The organism is Hyphomonas atlantica corrig., from assembly GCF_017795365.1.
In the GTDB taxonomy this organism is placed as follows: domain Bacteria; phylum Pseudomonadota; class Alphaproteobacteria; order Caulobacterales; family Hyphomonadaceae; genus Hyphomonas; species Hyphomonas atlantica.
Map to the genome: position 1 here is coordinate 981,211 of NZ_CP051254.1, position 15,822 is coordinate 997,032.

The 15,822-nt window shown below is 55.3% G+C and carries 11 protein-coding genes and 1 pseudogene; 3 read left to right on the forward strand and 9 right to left on the reverse strand.

Translation table 11 applies throughout. From position 1 onward, the window contains the following. Positions 1-70 precede the first annotated feature (70 nt). The 6 genes from HF931_RS04990 to HF931_RS05015 all read right to left on the reverse strand — a co-directional run bounded on the left by HF931_RS04990 (position 71) and on the right by HF931_RS05015 (position 7,786). The gene (locus HF931_RS04990) at positions 71-1,195 is read right to left on the reverse strand and encodes a Gfo/Idh/MocA family protein (RefSeq protein ID WP_273242152.1); all 1,125 of its coding nucleotides are present in this window, start codon (positions 1,193-1,195) and stop codon (positions 71-73) included. A 120-nt stretch (positions 1,196-1,315) separates the two neighbouring features. Beyond that, complete coding sequence (gene iolB, locus HF931_RS04995) at positions 1,316-2,116, reverse strand: 5-deoxy-glucuronate isomerase (RefSeq protein WP_273242154.1); 801 nt, start codon at positions 2,114-2,116, stop codon at positions 1,316-1,318. Next, entirely contained in the window at positions 2,109-3,017 is a 909-nt protein-coding gene (iolE, locus tag HF931_RS05000) for a myo-inosose-2 dehydratase (protein WP_273242156.1), read from the reverse strand. Before iolE ends, iolB begins: the two co-directional genes overlap by 8 nt. 9 nt (positions 3,018-3,026) lie before the next feature. Then, entirely contained in the window at positions 3,027-4,877 is a 1,851-nt protein-coding gene (gene iolD / locus HF931_RS05005; protein ID WP_273242158.1) for a 3D-(3,5/4)-trihydroxycyclohexane-1,2-dione acylhydrolase (decyclizing), read from the reverse strand. Next, on the reverse strand, positions 4,877-6,805 hold the full coding sequence (locus HF931_RS05010) for a bifunctional 5-dehydro-2-deoxygluconokinase/5-dehydro-2-deoxyphosphogluconate aldolase (RefSeq protein WP_273242160.1): 1,929 nt from the start codon (positions 6,803-6,805) through the stop codon (positions 4,877-4,879). Before HF931_RS05010 ends, iolD begins: the two co-directional genes overlap by 1 nt. Before the next feature lie 150 nt (positions 6,806-6,955). Then, entirely contained in the window at positions 6,956-7,786 is an 831-nt protein-coding gene (locus HF931_RS05015) for a MurR/RpiR family transcriptional regulator (RefSeq protein WP_273242162.1), read from the reverse strand. A 340-nt stretch (positions 7,787-8,126) separates the two neighbouring features. Here HF931_RS05015 and HF931_RS05020 point away from each other — a divergent pair, with 340 nt between their 5' ends. Together HF931_RS05020 and HF931_RS05025 are read left to right on the forward strand one after the other, a co-directional pair. Then, positions 8,127-10,406 (forward strand): TonB-dependent receptor, encoded by a 2,280-nt coding sequence (locus tag HF931_RS05020; protein ID WP_273242163.1) that lies wholly within the window; start codon positions 8,127-8,129, stop codon positions 10,404-10,406. 152 nt (positions 10,407-10,558) lie between these two features. After that, positions 10,559-12,028 carry an alpha/beta hydrolase domain-containing protein gene (locus tag HF931_RS05025; RefSeq protein ID WP_273242165.1) on the forward strand — a complete coding sequence of 490 codons (1,470 nt, stop codon included), beginning with the start codon at positions 10,559-10,561 and terminating at the stop codon, positions 12,026-12,028. 329 nt (positions 12,029-12,357) lie between these two features. Here the strand turns inward: HF931_RS05025 and HF931_RS05030 are convergent. Continuing rightward, positions 12,358-12,546, reverse strand: a pseudogene (locus HF931_RS05030) (integrase core domain-containing protein); the annotation flags it as partial. A 187-nt stretch (positions 12,547-12,733) separates the two neighbouring features. Between HF931_RS05030 and HF931_RS05035 the strand changes: the two are divergent. Then, the gene (locus HF931_RS05035) at positions 12,734-13,024 is read left to right on the forward strand and encodes a hypothetical protein (protein WP_273242167.1); all 291 of its coding nucleotides are present in this window, start codon (positions 12,734-12,736) and stop codon (positions 13,022-13,024) included. Between the two features lie 290 nt (positions 13,025-13,314). Here the strand turns inward: HF931_RS05035 and HF931_RS05040 are convergent, their stop codons facing one another. Both HF931_RS05040 and HF931_RS05045 read right to left on the reverse strand, forming a co-directional pair. Further along, on the reverse strand, positions 13,315-15,462 hold the full coding sequence (locus tag HF931_RS05040) for an SH3 domain-containing protein (protein ID WP_273242169.1): 2,148 nt from the start codon (positions 15,460-15,462) through the stop codon (positions 13,315-13,317). After that, entirely contained in the window at positions 15,450-15,815 is a 366-nt protein-coding gene (locus HF931_RS05045; protein WP_273242170.1) for a hypothetical protein, read from the reverse strand. The genes HF931_RS05040 and HF931_RS05045 overlap by 13 nt, the downstream gene beginning before the upstream one ends. Between the last annotated feature and the right edge of the window lie 7 nt (positions 15,816-15,822).

The window sequence follows — 15,822 nt, forward strand, 5'->3', positions numbered from 1 at the left end:
AGCTGAACAAATTGCGCCGGCGAAGAGGAAAGCGTCCTTTTCGCCGACGATTTGATTCGAGGGCTGCGAGCTATACGCCGACGCGCTTATCGGTGTCTGCAGATTGCAGGACGCTACTAATCACGCGCTCAACGCGGATAGCATCGGCGAAGGAGGGATAGAGCGGTTTTCCGTGGGCGATTCCATCCAGCAAGTTGCGCACCTCGATGACCTTGAGGTCATTGAAACCGAGTTGATGCCCGGTGGATTGGATGAAAGCCGAGTAAGCCGGGTGGGCCGGACCGGCGAGGATTTTCTGAAAGCCCTGATTGGCCGCGTCATCGGTCGCGCAATATAGCTCGATCTCGTTCAGTCGCTCTTGATCGAAGAGGATGGAGCCCTTGTCGCCATGGATTTCGAAGGCGAGACGGTTCTTGCGTCCCCAGGCAATCCGGCTGGACGAAAGTTCGCCGTGCGCGCCATTAGCGTACTCGACAACCATCGACACCACATCATCGTTTTCGACGGGCTTGCTAGAGGACTTGTCGTTCGGGTCCGGACGCATCGAGTGCGCGGTGTAGAGATGTCCCGAGACGGACGCGACTTCGCCCACCATGAATTCTGAAAGGCTGATTAGGTGGGTCGCGAGATCCCCGAGTGTGCCTGGCCCGGCGAGCTTGCGTTCGCAGCGCCATGAGTGGGGAACGCTGGCATCCGCCATATAGTCTTCATCATTCACGCCGCGAAAGAAGAGCGGCTTGCCTATCTTCCCGGACTGGATGAGCTGAGCTGCGTGCTGCAGGATAGGATTGCAGAGATAGTTGTAGCCGACCAAGGTGAGGCCCTTGCTGGTTATGGCAGCGTCGGCCATTTCCTCGGCATCCCTGATCGACACGGCGAGCGGTTTTTCGCAATAGACGTGCTTGCCAGCCCGCAGCGCTTCGATGGCCATTTCCTTATGCAGGAAGTTCGGTGTCGCTATGGAAACGATATCGATGTGAGGATTGTTGATGGCGTCTTTCCAGTCTGTCGAGAAAGACTGAAATCCGAACTGATCAGCAAACCGGCGGCCGGCCGCTTCGTTGATGTCGACCACCAACGCCTTCACGAGTTTTGGTGTGTCGGGGAAGACCGAGTTGACAGCCTGATAGGCGAGGGCATGCGTCTTGCCGATATAGCCGGTGCCGATCAGCGCGATGTTGTAGCTTGTTTTCATGGGGCGGCCTTCATAAGGGTCAGCTGTGGAGATGAACTTGCGGGATCGGTCCGGCAGATGCTGCGGGCGCCATGCCGATCAGCAGATACCGCGCGTCGCCGTGGTTAGTGGGCGTGTGGACTATTTTCTGACGATCCACTCATGCGCGGGGTCATTGCGGAAGACCCACTTTCGCTTCGCGCCAGCCATGACGTTCAGATAATAGAGATCATAGCCGTGAGGTGCTCCGACAGGGTGATATCCGCCGGGCACCATGACACAGTCACCGTCCTCAACGGTCACGGCTTCGTCGATCGATCGATCGTCCGTATAGACGCGCTGGAAGGCGAAGCCCTGGGGCGGGTTCAGACGGTGATAATAAGTCTCTTCAAGTGCGGATTCTTCCGGCAATTCGTCAGAGTCATGCTTGTGCGGAGGGTAGCTCGACCAGTTTCCGCCCGGCGTAATCACCTCGACAACAAGCAGACTGTGAGCCGGGTGAGTTTCGGGGAGGATGTCCTGGATGTATCGGGTATTGGTGCCACTGCCTCTGACTTCCTGTTTGATCGAGCCGGGCTCAATAAGCCGTACCGGGAAGTTGCCGCCACCGGGAGCTGTGCAAACAGCGAGCTCGAGATCAGTTTTGGCAGTGACCGTGTAGGACTCTCCGGCGGGCACATAGACAGCTGCGGGTGGGCCGTCAAAGACAGATGTGCGGCCGCCGATACCGTCGAAGCTTTGATCGCGTGCAGCGATCGTCGCAGTTCCGGTCAGCAACACCAGGCAGGTTTCCTTGTCTGCGTCGAGCTTTTCCAGAGTATCTCCCGCTTCGAGTTTGTGAACGGCGAAGCCGACATAGTCCCAGCCTGCCGATTGCGGCGTGACTTCGAGGATGCAGCCATCTTCAGAAGGTGCTTTTGGTCTTACGCGCAGATTAGACATTTGTGCTTTCCACCTTTCGCGACGTGTAGGCTTTCTCCACGCACGACCTGATTTGTGCGAGGCCAAGCTCGGCATATTTGCGAGGGTCCGCTTTGGCGGGATCCTGCTCGGCTTCGACAATGACCCAGTCATCATAGCCAATGTCTGCCAGAGCTGAGAAGATAGGGGCGTAGTCGATAGCGCCGTCGCCCGGCACGGTGAACATGCCTGCGAGCACGCCATCCAGGAAGCTGTCATCTCTCCTGACCACGTCGTCATACACAGTTTCGCGCACGTCTTTGCAGTGCACGTGCGCGATCCGTCCCGGATGGCGGCGAATAATTGCCGCGCAGTTTATTCCGCCGACATAGGCATGGCCTGTATCCAGCGTGAGGCCAACGCTTTCGCCGGTTACTTTGAAAAATTGCTCGAGATCGGCCGCGGTTTCGACGATGGTCCCGGTGTGATGGTGGTAGGCAAACCGGAAGCCTTCACTGGCAACATAATCGGCGACTTCAGTAAGACGCGAGCCGAAAACCGCCCACTCTTCATCGGTCAGGCCAGGGCGACCGGACAGGCCGACGCTTCGATTGCCATGCACCGCATTGCTGCATTCAGCATGGACAAAAACCTCGCTTCCGCAGGCTCGTAGTAGCTCCATGTGGGGCTGCAGGGCCTTTATTTCGTCTTGAGCCGAGCGCTCAAGTAGGTGTCCTGAAAACCAGCCCCCAACGAGCCGAAGGTCGAAAGCCTCGAGCACCTTCAGCAGTTCAGGGCTCGAACGAGGAAACTTGTTGCCCAGTTCGACACCGGTAAAGCCAATGACACTTACATCAGTGAGACAGCTTTCCAGACTGGTATCGCCGCCGAGTTCCGGCATGTCGTCATTCGACCAGGCGATTGGGCTAACTCCGAACTGCATGGGCTGATCCTAGCTATCTTTTGAGGGGCTGCGGACTGTGCGCGCGTAGTCTTCGAACGCGCTTTGAACTTTCTCGCTTGGTGAGACTTCCGGGACGGCCACATCCCACCAGAAGCCACCGAGATCGGTCGTACCGTCAGGATCGACTTTCATGGAAATTAGGACGGTCTTAGGTGCTGATCTTGCGCGGTGCAGGGCTGCTTTGAGCTCGCTAATAGTCGACACGGTTTCGGAAATTGCGCCGAGGCTCTGGGCGTGGGCGGCAAAGTCGATGGTCGGCATTTCCGTGTGCCAGGAGTCTTCGAGCTGGTTGTTGAAGCTCTCGCTGCCGGTGCTTCGCTGTAGGCGGTCGATGCAGGAAAAGCCGCCGGAGTCGAGGAGAATGATTGTGAGCTTCACGCCCATCATCACGGATGTGGCGATTTCCGAGTTGAGCATGAGATAGCTGCCGTCGCCGACCATGACGAAGATCTCGCGGTCGGGCATCGCCATCTTCGCGCCAATGCCGCCGGCGATCTCATACCCCATACAGGAGTAGCCATACTCCATGTGATATCCGCCAGGCTGTTCGGGGCGCCAAAGCTTGTGAAGCTCACCGGGCAGTGTACCGGCCGCGCATAGAACGACGGCAGAATCATCAGAGGCAGAGTCCACAGCGCCGACAATTTCAGCGTAGGACGGAAGGTTCGTGCCCTTGTCCCGGAAGGCTTCGTCTACGGATGCTGTCCAGTCGCGAACGCGTTCCGCATTGCGCTTTGTCCAGCCTGTATCGACGTTGAGAGTCTGGAGTGTCGCATCATCTAGCCGTTCGAGGACTTTTCGGGCGTCTCCAACGACAGGGACCGCAGAATGCTTGGTGGCATCGTAGGCGCCAACATTGACCTGGAAGAACTTTCGGCGGTCGTCCGTAAAGAGCTTTCTCGAACCGGTTGTGAAATCCTGTAGGCGTGTTCCAATCCCGATGATCAGATCAGCCTCAGCGGCTGCGGCATTGGCAGGTTCCGTTCCGGTCACGCCGATAGCGCCAAGATTCATTGGATGCGAGCTTGGCAGTGCGCTCTTACCGGCTTGTGTCTCAACGACCGGGATAGCGCAGCGTTCGGCGAATTGCATGAGGGCATCGGACGCGCCGCTATAAAGGACGCCGCCGCCCGCGACCATTAAAGGGCGCTTTGCGGACTGCAGGGCATCGACGAGGGCGTCCAGTTCTAGGGCATCAGGCTCCGGCGCGCGTATGCGCCATGTCTTTGGCTCAAAGAATGCCTCTGGAAAATCAAACGCTTCACTCTGGACGTCCTGACAAATCGACAGGCAGACAGGTCCGCAGGAGGCAGGGTCGGTAAACACCGCCATGGTGCGCGGAAGCGCGGAGAGGATTTGCGAGGGGCGCGTGATCCGGTCGAAATAGCGCGACACTGGCCGGAAGCAGTCATTGGCTGACGCGGTGCCGTCTTCAAAATCTTCAATCTGCTGCAAGACCGGATCGGGGCGGCGGCTTGCGAATACATCGCCCGGCAGAAACAGAACGGGCAGGCGGTTCACATGGGCAAGCGCCGCTGCTGTGATCAGGTTCGTTGCGCCGGGGCCGATCGAGGTTGTGCAGGCCATGGCCCGACGTCTGAAGTTGGCTTTTGCAAAGGCAATTGCAGCATGCGCCATGCCTTGTTCATTGTGAGCGCGGAATGACGGCAATTCGTCCAGATTCTGATAAAGAGCCTCGCCAAGACCTGCGACGTTTCCGTGCCCAAAGATGGCCCACACGCCCGCAAAATAGGGGACAGTTTCGCCGTTCACCTCAATGAACTGGTTCGCAAGGTACCGCACGAGCGCTTGCGACGTCGTAAGTCTCACCGTTTTCATCAGCCGAGACTCTCTTGAATTTTGGCGACGCGTGCGCTTCGCCAGCCGTCGATCAGAAACTCGAAATTCTGCTTCAGTCGCAATACGACTTCCTCATCGTCGATCTGTCCCATCAGCCAATCCTGCGCGGGACTTTGGAAGATGGTGCGTCCCACGGCAAATCCCTTGATGCGAGGATAATCAGTCGTCGTGTGAAAGCAGTCCACGATATCGTCTGCGTTGCCAGCCAGTCCAAGGATGAGGATCCCGTGACAGTGAGGATCGTTTCGCTCGATCACAGACGATATGTTTTTCCACGTGTCGGCATCAATGGCCGGTTCCAGTTTCCACCAGTCCGGATAGACGCCAATTTCGTACATCCGGTCCATCACGTCGCTGACGGTCGATGATGTTATCGGCCCATGCTTTGACGATATGATTTCGAGAAGAAACTCGCGGCCGGACTCGCGGCTGGCCCTGTATGCATCAAGAACACGCCGTTCCTGAACCACGCGAAGGTCCGATGAATCATCCGGGTGGTAGAAGCACAGGCATTTGGCAACCTGCGCCTTATCCCATTCCAACATCTCGCCGCCGACTGTTTTATTGGTGTCAAAGTCCAGCGGCCGGGAGCCGGGCAATTCGATCGCCCGCCCGGTCCAGTATGGCGTCCCCGCCATCTGGAACAGCGCCTCGGTACCGTGGCGGCCGTCCAGAAGTATACCGATATCCATATCAACATCATTGATGCTCTCGACAGCTTTCACGGCAAGATTCTTCAAATCCGATATCCGGGACTCTGGCACATCGCAGTTCGCTGCCAGCTCTTCGAGTTGTGAGCGATGATCAATCGCGAATATTGCCAGATCCCTGTGGCGCCTCTGCCGTGTCGTCGCCCAGTGAAGCCGTTCCAGCTGAGCGTCATTGCGAAGCGCCCGGTGCGAAGAACCGTGCTTGAGGTACCAGTCGAGTTCTTCCCTGGTAGGGATGGCAGGCGCGCAGCCATGCCGTGAGACGACAAGTGCGCCGCAGGCATTGGCAAGTCGGCAACATTCCGCGAGGGGGCGCTCAGAAAGCCAGCCGAGCAGAAAGCCGCTCATGAAGGCGTCGCCAGCCCCCAGCACGTTGAAAACCTCGATAGGGAAACCTTCTCCCGCAATCCCCATGTTGAGTTGCTCTGGAATTGGGCCGTCGAAAACGACGCAGCCTTGTTCGCCGAGTTTGCAGACGATTGTCGCAGCGCTGATTGCTCTGATAGCGCGGATTGCGGCGAGCGTATCAGTTGTGCCGCCCAGAATATGAAGTTCTTCTTCGGTGCCGACTATCAGATCACAAGACGGTGCGAAATTCTGCAAGGTTTGCGTGACGGCGGGGGCAGATACAAAGCGCTCTTCACCCATCGAACGTGACGTCAGCCCCCACAGAACGGGCCGATAGTCGACATCGAGAATGATCTTGCAGCCATGCTTTTGAGCGGCTTCGAGCGCAGCCGAACACGCTGCCCGAGTGTCTTCAGTTGAAAAATGGGTGCCGGTAAAAAGAACGGAGCGAGAGCGTGCGATGAGGCTCTCGTCGACGTCCGCAGGGTTCAGCGCCATATCGGCGCAATTCTCACGATAGAATACGAGCGGAAAGGTTTCGCGGTCGCGAATGCCGAGCACGACCATGGCTGTAAGCCGGTCCGGGTCGGTTATGATTCCGTCGGTGTGCACGCCTTCACGGGCAAACTGCTCGAGTAGGAATCGACCGAAATGATCGTCGCCAACCCGGGTGATGATTGCAGAGCGCAGGCCGAGGCGCGCCGTGCCGACTGCTATGTTGGCCGGGCACCCGCCAAGATATTTTGCGAAGGAATGCACGTCTTCAAGCCGTGCCCCGATCTGTTGTCCATAGAGGTCAACGCCCGCGCGGCCGATCGTGATGACATCCAGCTTGTCTCGTTGGCCCATCGTGAACGTTCCCTAGAAAATACATTTTTTCTATTGTGTATCTCGATGAAAAAAATATTTCAATTGTGATTTTGACATTTCTTTCTCTAGGGGCGATCGACGGCGTCTCGCCGGCCCGCTCTGCACCCCATGCCGCAGCTTTGTCGGGCTTTAGTTGCTGGTGTCGTTGAACGCGTAGGCGAGGACCAGAGCTTGGGCGAGCGTCATCGAGGAGGTCAAAGTTCTAAAGCCTCTGACGACTGGATCATGTACGATGAAGGGGGCATGAGACCCGACAACCACGGGGCTGACATGGCTGTCGCTGATGCCGACAACCCTCACGTCATTCTTCTTCGCCTGGTCGAGCGTCGCTATGATCTGGTCGGAGTATGGGTTGAAACCAATGGCTATGAGCAAGTCCTTTTTCGACGCGAAGCCGAGTTGCCGCTCGTATAGCCCGCCAGTGCCGTCGATGAAGATGATACTCTTGCGCAGGCGGAGCAGAGCGTAGGAGAGGTACGCCGCGACAGGGAAGGATCGCTGAAAGCCGGCCACGTAGATCGTTTCCGCAGACTGCATCAAGGCGACGGCCTTGCCGATATCTTCCCGGTTCATTGAATGTCGGAGATCCTCGAGACCGAGGACGCTGCACTCGAGCGCTTCATCGAGCACGCTGGATACTTCGCTGCTGCGCTTCTTTTCTGGCGCCGATTTGTACTGGCGAATGCGCTCCTTGTAGCCGAGCGCACCGGCGCTGCTGACGATTTCGTCCTTGAAGAGGCGTTGGAGCTGTGAGGCGCCATCAAAGCCAAGTGCTTTTGCCAGCCTGACAACAGTCGATGGCTGAACACCCATCCGTTCGGAAACCACACTGACGGTTTCAAGGCCAATTTCGCTTGGATGGTCGAGAATATATTGAGCGACGATTCGCAGCTGTTTGCTGAATCCGTCGTATTCTCTCTTGATCTGAAGTCGTAGCTCTTCGGCAGTTGTGGCTGGCATGGATTGGTCCGTTAGCACAGAAATTTCAGGGTCTAAGTTATCATTCCGGCGTCGGTGTTGAGAAGGCCGGCGGCCCATCTGGTTCCACGCATGAGTGTAGTCTGCGCCCGGGAATGCTTTCTAAAGCCATGTTTTAAATAGAGAAATATCATCGTGCGCATCATGCTGGTTGAGTATATGAAAAGCAAGCACTATTCGGCGGAGAAATTTCGAAAACCATAATGATTGGAATATTTCATTTTTTTAAAAAATAAAATTTACTTGACAATTATTGTTTCGAGCAGGAATCTCCTTGCCGACAGGATCGGCAAATCAGATAGCCGGACCGCGGGAGGAAATCATGAAGTCGAAGTTTATCTACAACGCATCTAGCTTTGCGCTCATCGGGGCGTTCGGCGCTATCAGCCTCGTGCCTGCTGCTATGGCCCAAGAGGAAGAAGGTGCACGGACGATGGCCACCGTGACTGTCACGGCCACCAAGCGCGAGCAGACGCTTCAGGAGGTGCCGGTCGCCGTTTCAGTCGTTTCGTCCGATCTGCTGGAATCGACCGGGACCAGTTCCATGGATGCGCTCTCGGACCTCACGCCGAGCCTCACGCTTCTCAAGGGAAACAATGAATCCAACAGCTCGGTCAGCATTCGTGGCCTTGGCACTTCGGTCTTTTCTTCGGCCGTCGAACCGTCTGTCTCGATCGTAATAGATGATGTGCTAATGGCACGCTCCGGGCAGGGCTTTCAGGACCTAATTGATGTGGAGCGGATTGAAGTCCTGCGCGGACCGCAGAGCACGCTGTTTGGAAAGAACGCGTCGGCCGGCGTGGTTTCAGTCACGACCAAAGCACCGAGCGACCAACTCACCGGGGGATTCGATGTCGAGTTGGCCGAAGAAGACACGGCTTATGCCGTGCGCGGAACCTTGTCCGGGCCTCTATCAGACTCCGTTGGCTTTCGTCTGAGCGCCTTCACCAAGGACTATGACGGTCACATTCGAAACGTGGCGAACGGAGACCGGCTCGACGGTAGCGAAAGCTGGGGATTGCGCGGCAAGCTTCAATTCGACCCGAGCTCAAAGCTCATGGTCTCTCTTATTGCCGACTACCGGGAGTCCGAAACAGAGCCAGTGGTGACCCTGCGCGCAGCGAACAATCCTGCCTATATTGCACAGCTCTCTCCAATCGTTCCAAGCGAATTTAATACGGCAGTCAGAAACAATGCGGAAAGCTTTGCGACGACAGAGCAAGCCGGCTTATCAGCCAAGGCGGAATACACTTTCGACAATGAATTCACGCTGACTTCGATATCGGCCTTGCGGTCCTGGGACTTTGCTAACAATCTCGACGTCGACGGCTTGTCGAATGAGGACCCTTTGCCGGGCGGGCTCATCACTTTCGATTTGAATAGCGGTGCAACAAACCTCGACCAGTACACGCAGGAGATCCGCCTCGCGTCGCCAAACATGGGAAATTACGATTTCCTGATCGGCGCTTTCGCCTATTACCTTGATCTGACGCGCCACTTCGAGCGCCGCCTCGAGATTGCTCTGCCGACCGGTAATATTGCCCAGTCCGGACAGTTCGATGGGACGGTTGAGAACACCTATTACGCGGCTTTTGCCAGCGGCAATTACCACTTCACAGATCAGACTTCCCTGTTTGGTGGCGCGAGAATTTTAACCGAAGATGTCGACTGGACTGGTTTCCGCGATCCGACGAATGTGCTCGTCCCCGGTGATCTCTCACTTGGCGGCGTTCAAGGCACACTGGCGGATTTTAAAGGCGGTGTGAGCGATACGGCGGTCGTTGGAAATATCGGTTTGCGGCACGCCTTCAGCGATTATGTAAACGCCTATGCCAGCTATTCGCGCGGCTACAAGGGCAAGTCCACGACTGTTGCATTTGCGTCTATTCAGGACGAAGACCCGGTCGACGCTGAAGAGTCGGATGCATTTGAAGTTGGTCTGAAGCTGACGACATCTGAAGGTCGCTGGGGTGCAAACTTCGCGGCGTTTCATACCGACTTCAAGAACTTCCAGTCCCAGGCCCAGTTGCCGGGTGAAATTGCGACCGTCCTTATCAATGCCGGTGATGTCTCGACCGAAGGTCTGGAAGGTGAATTATTCGGTCGACCGACCGACCTCACCGATATCAGCCTTGGCTTTGCGCTGATCGATGCGAAGATCGAGTCCTTTCCTGCGGGTCCGTGCTACGTTGGACAGACAGCGGCGGACGGCTGCATCAATGGAAATCAGGACTTGGCTGGCGCTGAGCTGCCTTACTCTCCAGACTTGCGCTTCACGTTCTTTGGTCGCCAGCGCGTGCCCTTCGCGTCGATGCCATTCGACGGATTCGTGCAGGCTAGCGGCTACTGGCAGGATGAGATCCTGTTCTCGCTCGACCAAAGTCCCGATGAGCGGGAAGATTCCCGCGCAATCGTGAATGCGGCTGTCGGCATCGAAGACAAGCAAGGGCGATACAACGCCTCCGTCTTCGTCAACAATGTGTTCAACGAACACTACGTCACATCTATATCCCAGCTGGGTACCTTTGGTGGCATCACCTACCAGTACGTGCCACGTGATCATCAGCGCTATGTTGGTATCCGCTTCGGCGCCAACTTCTGATCGTGCTCCGGGGCGTTTCCTCCGTATTTCCGGTAGATCTGGGTGCTGCTCGATAGAGCGGCACCCTTTTTTGGCCTCTCAATCAGGCCGCTTACTCAATCGTCCCGCCATCTGCGTGTGGTAATCGTAAGAGAACTCAATAGGAGGGTCGCATGACCATTCTTCACAAAGTCCATCACTTCTGGATCGGCGCGGTTTTGACGACCGCAATTCTCGCAACCGCTGGAGCATGTGCCAAGCCTTCCGCAGGTTTGGTTGATGAAATGGGCGCGACCGTCGCCGGACCGGTTACCGGAGGCTCCAAGGGGTGGATTTATCGCTCTCCCCTTCTCGACCTTGAGGCGCTTGGATACGTTATTGAGGAATACTTCGTTTCGGGTAGTGCGCATTCCTACCAGTTTGCTGAGGGCGCGGAAGCTCGGTTTGATGGTGTTTGGTCGACTGAGTTTGATGAAACGGCGCCATTCACGACCCGAATATTCGTACTGCGCCCGTCAGACCCGCAGGACTATAATGGCGTGCTACTGGCACACTGGCAAAACGTGTCAGCTGGATACGAAAATGGATGGCCGAGCGGAGACGAGATATTCAGTGGCTATGCTTGGATGGCCGTGTCGGCGCAGTATAACGGAATCTATGGTACGCCTGCCAGCCGCCCGTATTCGCTAGTGGAATGGGATGCAGAGCGGTATGGTTCGCTTGAGCACCCTGGTGATGCGTTTTCGTACGATATCTTTGCGCAATCGGTGTCCGCAGCGCTCCGCGTTTCCCAGAAGGGGGCAGGAGGACCGCTGGCCGATCTGGAAACGGAGGCTGTCATCGCTGTAGGCGGGTCGCAGTCGGCGCTTCGGCTTGCTTCATACATCAATGCTGCACACCAACATGATCATCTCTTCGACGGATTCCTGCTGCTAGCGCACTTCGGAATTGCATCACCTCTGGACGAACTCAGTCTGCCTGAGTTGTTCGACGCGGTGAATGGAGGTGCAAATGCTTACTGGTCGCACATCAACGCCCCGGACGATGCGCCGGTGCTGGTCATCGATACACAGGCCGAATCCCTGACGCACTATACCGCGCGACAGCCAGACAACGAGAGCTACCGTCTGTGGGAAATCGCAGGCGCGCCGCATACACCCCCTTCGACCATCGGAGCCAAGATGCGGGCCTCGGAACGGGATGGGATAGACGATAAAGCGCCGGCCGGCCGCAACGTAGTTGAATGGGATTACGTGAAGGATGCAGGTATCAGGTATATCGCGCGCTGGGCAAAGACCGGCGAGGCGCCGCCTGCTTTCGAGCGGATAGAGATTGACGCGACGTCCGGGCGCCCCCAATACGTTCTGGATGAATTCGGGAACGTGATGGGAGGTATCCGCCCCCCAGAATTGGAAGCAGTGACCGGCACACACTCAGCCGGTTGGCCCCAATCGAATTTGCTTGGCAGCAGCGAGCTTTTCGATGTCGCCCGCATGCTGGAAATTCATGGCAGCCGGGAGGCGTTTCTGGATAAGTGGAACACAGCGATTGAAGAACTGCTGTCTGCTGGGCTCATTATGTCGACGCAGGCCGTCGCAATATCAGAACGAGCGCAGGACTATTGGCCTGAAACTGCCGAATGAAACTGGTCGAGAAAGCCTCCCAAAAATCTGCACGGCGACAACCAGGCTGAATATTTCTCTGGCCCCCAAGGCCCAGATCCAGGACATCGCCGTCGGCATGCTGGTCATCCGGCTTCGGATGGCACTCACTGCATCAAGATTCTTTGTCGGCGAAAGCTCAATCTCCCGTAACAACCAAAAACGTCCTGATCCGAATATTGCTGCCGAGCCATTCTCAAACCCTCCTGAACCAACAAAATCGGTAAGACCAACTTTAAGGGGAAGGATGCCATAAGTTTATACGTGGCACCTACTATGTTCACTAATTAGCGAGACTCCAGATCACTAATTCATAGTCGGTCTCGAAGCGCTTCGTTAGGCGTTTTTCCATTGAGGGCCCTATGCAGTCTTGCGAAGTTGTAGAAACGTTTCTGTTCTTCCAGCTTTTCCTGCAAATCAGCATCGTCTTTGTACGACAGGAGCTGGTAGAACTCCTGCTGGTCTGACCTATGAGTGGGTTCGACCTTCCTATTGAGCTGACGACTACTCAGCCTGCACGAACTTTCAGTCTGGTTGCTTCGTGGGAAGGATCAAGAGTGGACCTCGTTGCGGAAACGAGTTCTCGATTGCTCGATTGAGCTACGTGATGATCTTCTGAAATCGGGTCAGAAGCTTGGTTCTTGGACTCTGTTGGTGGAACAACTGAAGGTTTGCAGAAGCAGGCAGGTGAGCGAACCGGGTTCGTCTGCTTCGAACCGCGAAGCACCTGGGCGGATCAATGAGTTGGGGATTTTTCTGGGTATTGGCGCCAACGAGCCTCGCTTGAACATGCTCCTGTCCGTATTCCGACTCGAGCAGGCAGATGGAAATCTCGTGCTCATCACGAACTCGCCCTCGGCGGCAGACCAGTTGGTTCGCGACTATAGCGGCGTACTCCGAAGAGCCGCCTTCGATCACGGGAACGACGTCGTCGTCATGCACGGCAATCGAATAATCTTGTCGACGGGAGGTCGTTAGATGGGTTGCATTTCAATTCCGGACTGCACGGGTCCTGTCCGGCGCTTGAGCCATGCGGGCAAGCAAAGCGCGCAAACGATTTTCAGTATCGGTCCTCGAAAGAAGGGTCGCGCAACAAGGGAGGAGGTTGCGGAGATTTCATTCTCCTCGAAGATACGACCCTTGTATTTCTAGCCTCTTCTAATCGGTGCCGTATACAGCCGTTTCTCTCAAGCGGATAGACTAGTCACGTGGAGTTTTCTGAAGTCCGGAACGCCTAGCATATCCTTAGCCAATTCAAGAAATTCACTTTATTCCGGCTTCAACAGTTCGTGTGCTGGATTGCTTCCGGTTTGCCAGGCAATCTTGCTCCAATCCGCTGGAATGCCGTTAAATGGGTTTGGTTCGCCTTCGACGCCAAGGGTTTGTAATGCGCGATGATAATTGTTTCCCCGGATGATTTCTTTTGATCGCAAAAGATACTTCCCATGGACCCAACCGGTTGTTCCCCTTTTCCACACCTCTATCCACTCGCCAGCTACACGCCCTGTACGAATTATATTGGCGTTTCTCTTGTATGAATCTATTGTCTTGGCCGATAGGGAAGGCGCATCTCGCATATTCAAATGGTCCGCTATCACCTTATCGCTATATAACCGGTTGCCCCGCTTCCAGTCATACAGATTGTAGTCCGTTGGATCCGTACTTATTCCGTCGGGGGCTTGTGTGGTGGCCGCGGGAAACAAGTATTCTTGATAAGTGGACCGACCGATAATGTCTGCCATTGCAGTTCTGTCGGCCATTAGCCGCATCTGTTCGGTAAGCCTATCAATGTAAGCGTCGCAGTATTGGTTGGTGGCTGCAGCAAAAGGCTTACCCACGTGCCGACGGCAGGCGCGCTCGAACATCGAGGTCTTAAAAGCCCTGCGACAGTCATTATTGTAAAGGCAGTTTTCAATAGACCCATCGTCATAGCGCAGTCGCATATTTGCATTTAGCACATACAAACTGCCGATGACGCCCAAGTTTCCACTTTGCTCGCGAAGCATTGCGTCTATGAGTGCCTCACCAGATTGAAACCTGTTATTAAGCGTCCTGGTAAAATTCTTATAGGTGCTCGAATTATCCTTGGCGTCATGGCTGACCTCGTTCGATGGCTGGCCCATACTAAACAAAGTGAACACGTTGGCGGTTTCACGCCAATGTCCATCGACTTGCGAGTCCTCAAGTTTGACAAGAAGCACTTCTGTGAAATCAAATTTCACTCCTGTGCATTCAGACTCTATTCCGAGCGCTAACTCGACTATCTGGCGGTCCGCTTGAAAGAATACTTCATGCGCATGTTGAAGTTTTGAGAGCGCTGAGTCGCAAAATAGCCTGCGAGCCGCAACTTTTTTTGGGGTATAGAACTTAGTCAGAAGTCGTTCTTTTTCCCTGGGGCTCATTGATCGGATTTGTATGTTGTTCTGGACCGCGTAGTTCGCCTGTGCCTCGATCACATTCTGAGTAATCTTTTTGGCTATTGCGAGCTCCAAAAGAGATTCTTCAAGAAGGTTCATGCCAAGCGTGAACGCCCTTACGTCTTTTGTTTGCTGAGACTTCCAATTCAAATCAGTTTGCGGCTTAAGGTCCGACTCCAAATGAAAGCGTTCTGCGTACTCCTGCACAAAACTCAAACGAGTGCCGGTAGTTGTGTATTCGTTCCAGTGACCGGGAGGAGGGGGCGCGGAGCCACCCATAGCCCCAAGTGCGGTGTATGCACCATCGGTGCTGAAACCAGCCCGCGCCATGATGTCCATACCAATTAAATCTGCAGCGATGTGCTGATTGATGGCGCTAGTTACCTGGTCGCGCGAGTAGCGAGTGTCCGAAACGCGTCCAGATAGCCAATCATTGCGAGTATCGGGATGTTGCGCCAGCTTTCCCAGGCTTGTTGTGAAGAATAACGTCGATTGAAGGTCAGCCCCGAGGGTTGGCTCGTTCCACAAGATATCATCGTGCTCAAGGAGCACATGTCCCAACTCGTGGGCGAGCAGATAGGCAATTTCATCGCGCGTGTTGAGCCGGAACATAGCGCCGCGGCATAGTTCAATCTCACCAACAACATTGACCCGAGCGCTTGCGCTTCCGCAATCCGCAATTCTGAGAGGTGGGGGAGGGGACGCAAAAGTGGCATTCGTCAGAGTGCCATATATTTCCCTTGCTTCGTCAGCCAAAGCCGCAGGCAGTCGCCCTGGCTTTCCGTTGAGTTCTTCATAGAATTTTCTGAAGCGTTCACGTTCGGAACGCGTGTGTGTGTTCTGCCAAACTACGAGGCCCGCCTCGTTCCTGCTGTTGGTGAGTTCTGTGTCCCACAGGGTAGCAACAGGCGGCCAGGAAATAGATTCGGTGGAGGAGGACGGGGGACTGGCGCAACTGATCGTCGAAATTAGCAAGAAGAGTATTGCTAGTCGGCGCATGAGTCGGATCCAAGAGCTGAAGTTGATGTCGTTACGCTTCCTGCGATCTGACAAATCTTGGGGGAACTACATGGACTATCGGGAGAAAATTCGACGTTGCGCCGCCGCACGAGGTATTCTTCTCCATCTAATAGGACAATAAACCGACCATATTGTTTTCCTGAAACTTGTATCGGAACAGGGATGTCGTCGTTGTCAATCCACACTCTCGTGGCGGGCTGATCAACGGGAAACAATTCAACTTGACCGGCTTTCTCCTTGAACTCCACGATTTCGCAGGGCTCGGCTTGTTCTGCCAAAGCCGGCATGCCAGCCATCAAGAAGCTGGAAGCAGATAGGAAGAAACGCCACACTTGATGT

Coding starts and splice junctions, on each gene's coding strand:
- iolE (WP_273242156.1), bottom strand. CDS start 3,017: ATGCAGTTCGGAGTTAGCCCAATCGCCTGGTCGAATGACGACATGCCG.
- HF931_RS05025 (WP_273242165.1), top strand. CDS start 10,559: ATGACCATTCTTCACAAAGTCCATCACTTCTGGATCGGCGCGGTTTTG.
- iolD (WP_273242158.1), bottom strand. CDS start 4,877: ATGAAAACGGTGAGACTTACGACGTCGCAAGCGCTCGTGCGGTACCTT.
- HF931_RS05015 (WP_273242162.1), bottom strand. CDS start 7,786: ATGCCAGCCACAACTGCCGAAGAGCTACGACTTCAGATCAAGAGAGAA.
- HF931_RS05040 (WP_273242169.1), bottom strand. CDS start 15,462: ATGCGCCGACTAGCAATACTCTTCTTGCTAATTTCGACGATCAGTTGC.
- HF931_RS04990 (WP_273242152.1), bottom strand. CDS start 1,195: ATGAAAACAAGCTACAACATCGCGCTGATCGGCACCGGCTATATCGGC.
- HF931_RS05010 (WP_273242160.1), bottom strand. CDS start 6,805: ATGGGCCAACGAGACAAGCTGGATGTCATCACGATCGGCCGCGCGGGC.
- iolB (WP_273242154.1), bottom strand. CDS start 2,116: ATGTCTAATCTGCGCGTAAGACCAAAAGCACCTTCTGAAGATGGCTGC.
- HF931_RS05020 (WP_273242163.1), top strand. CDS start 8,127: ATGAAGTCGAAGTTTATCTACAACGCATCTAGCTTTGCGCTCATCGGG.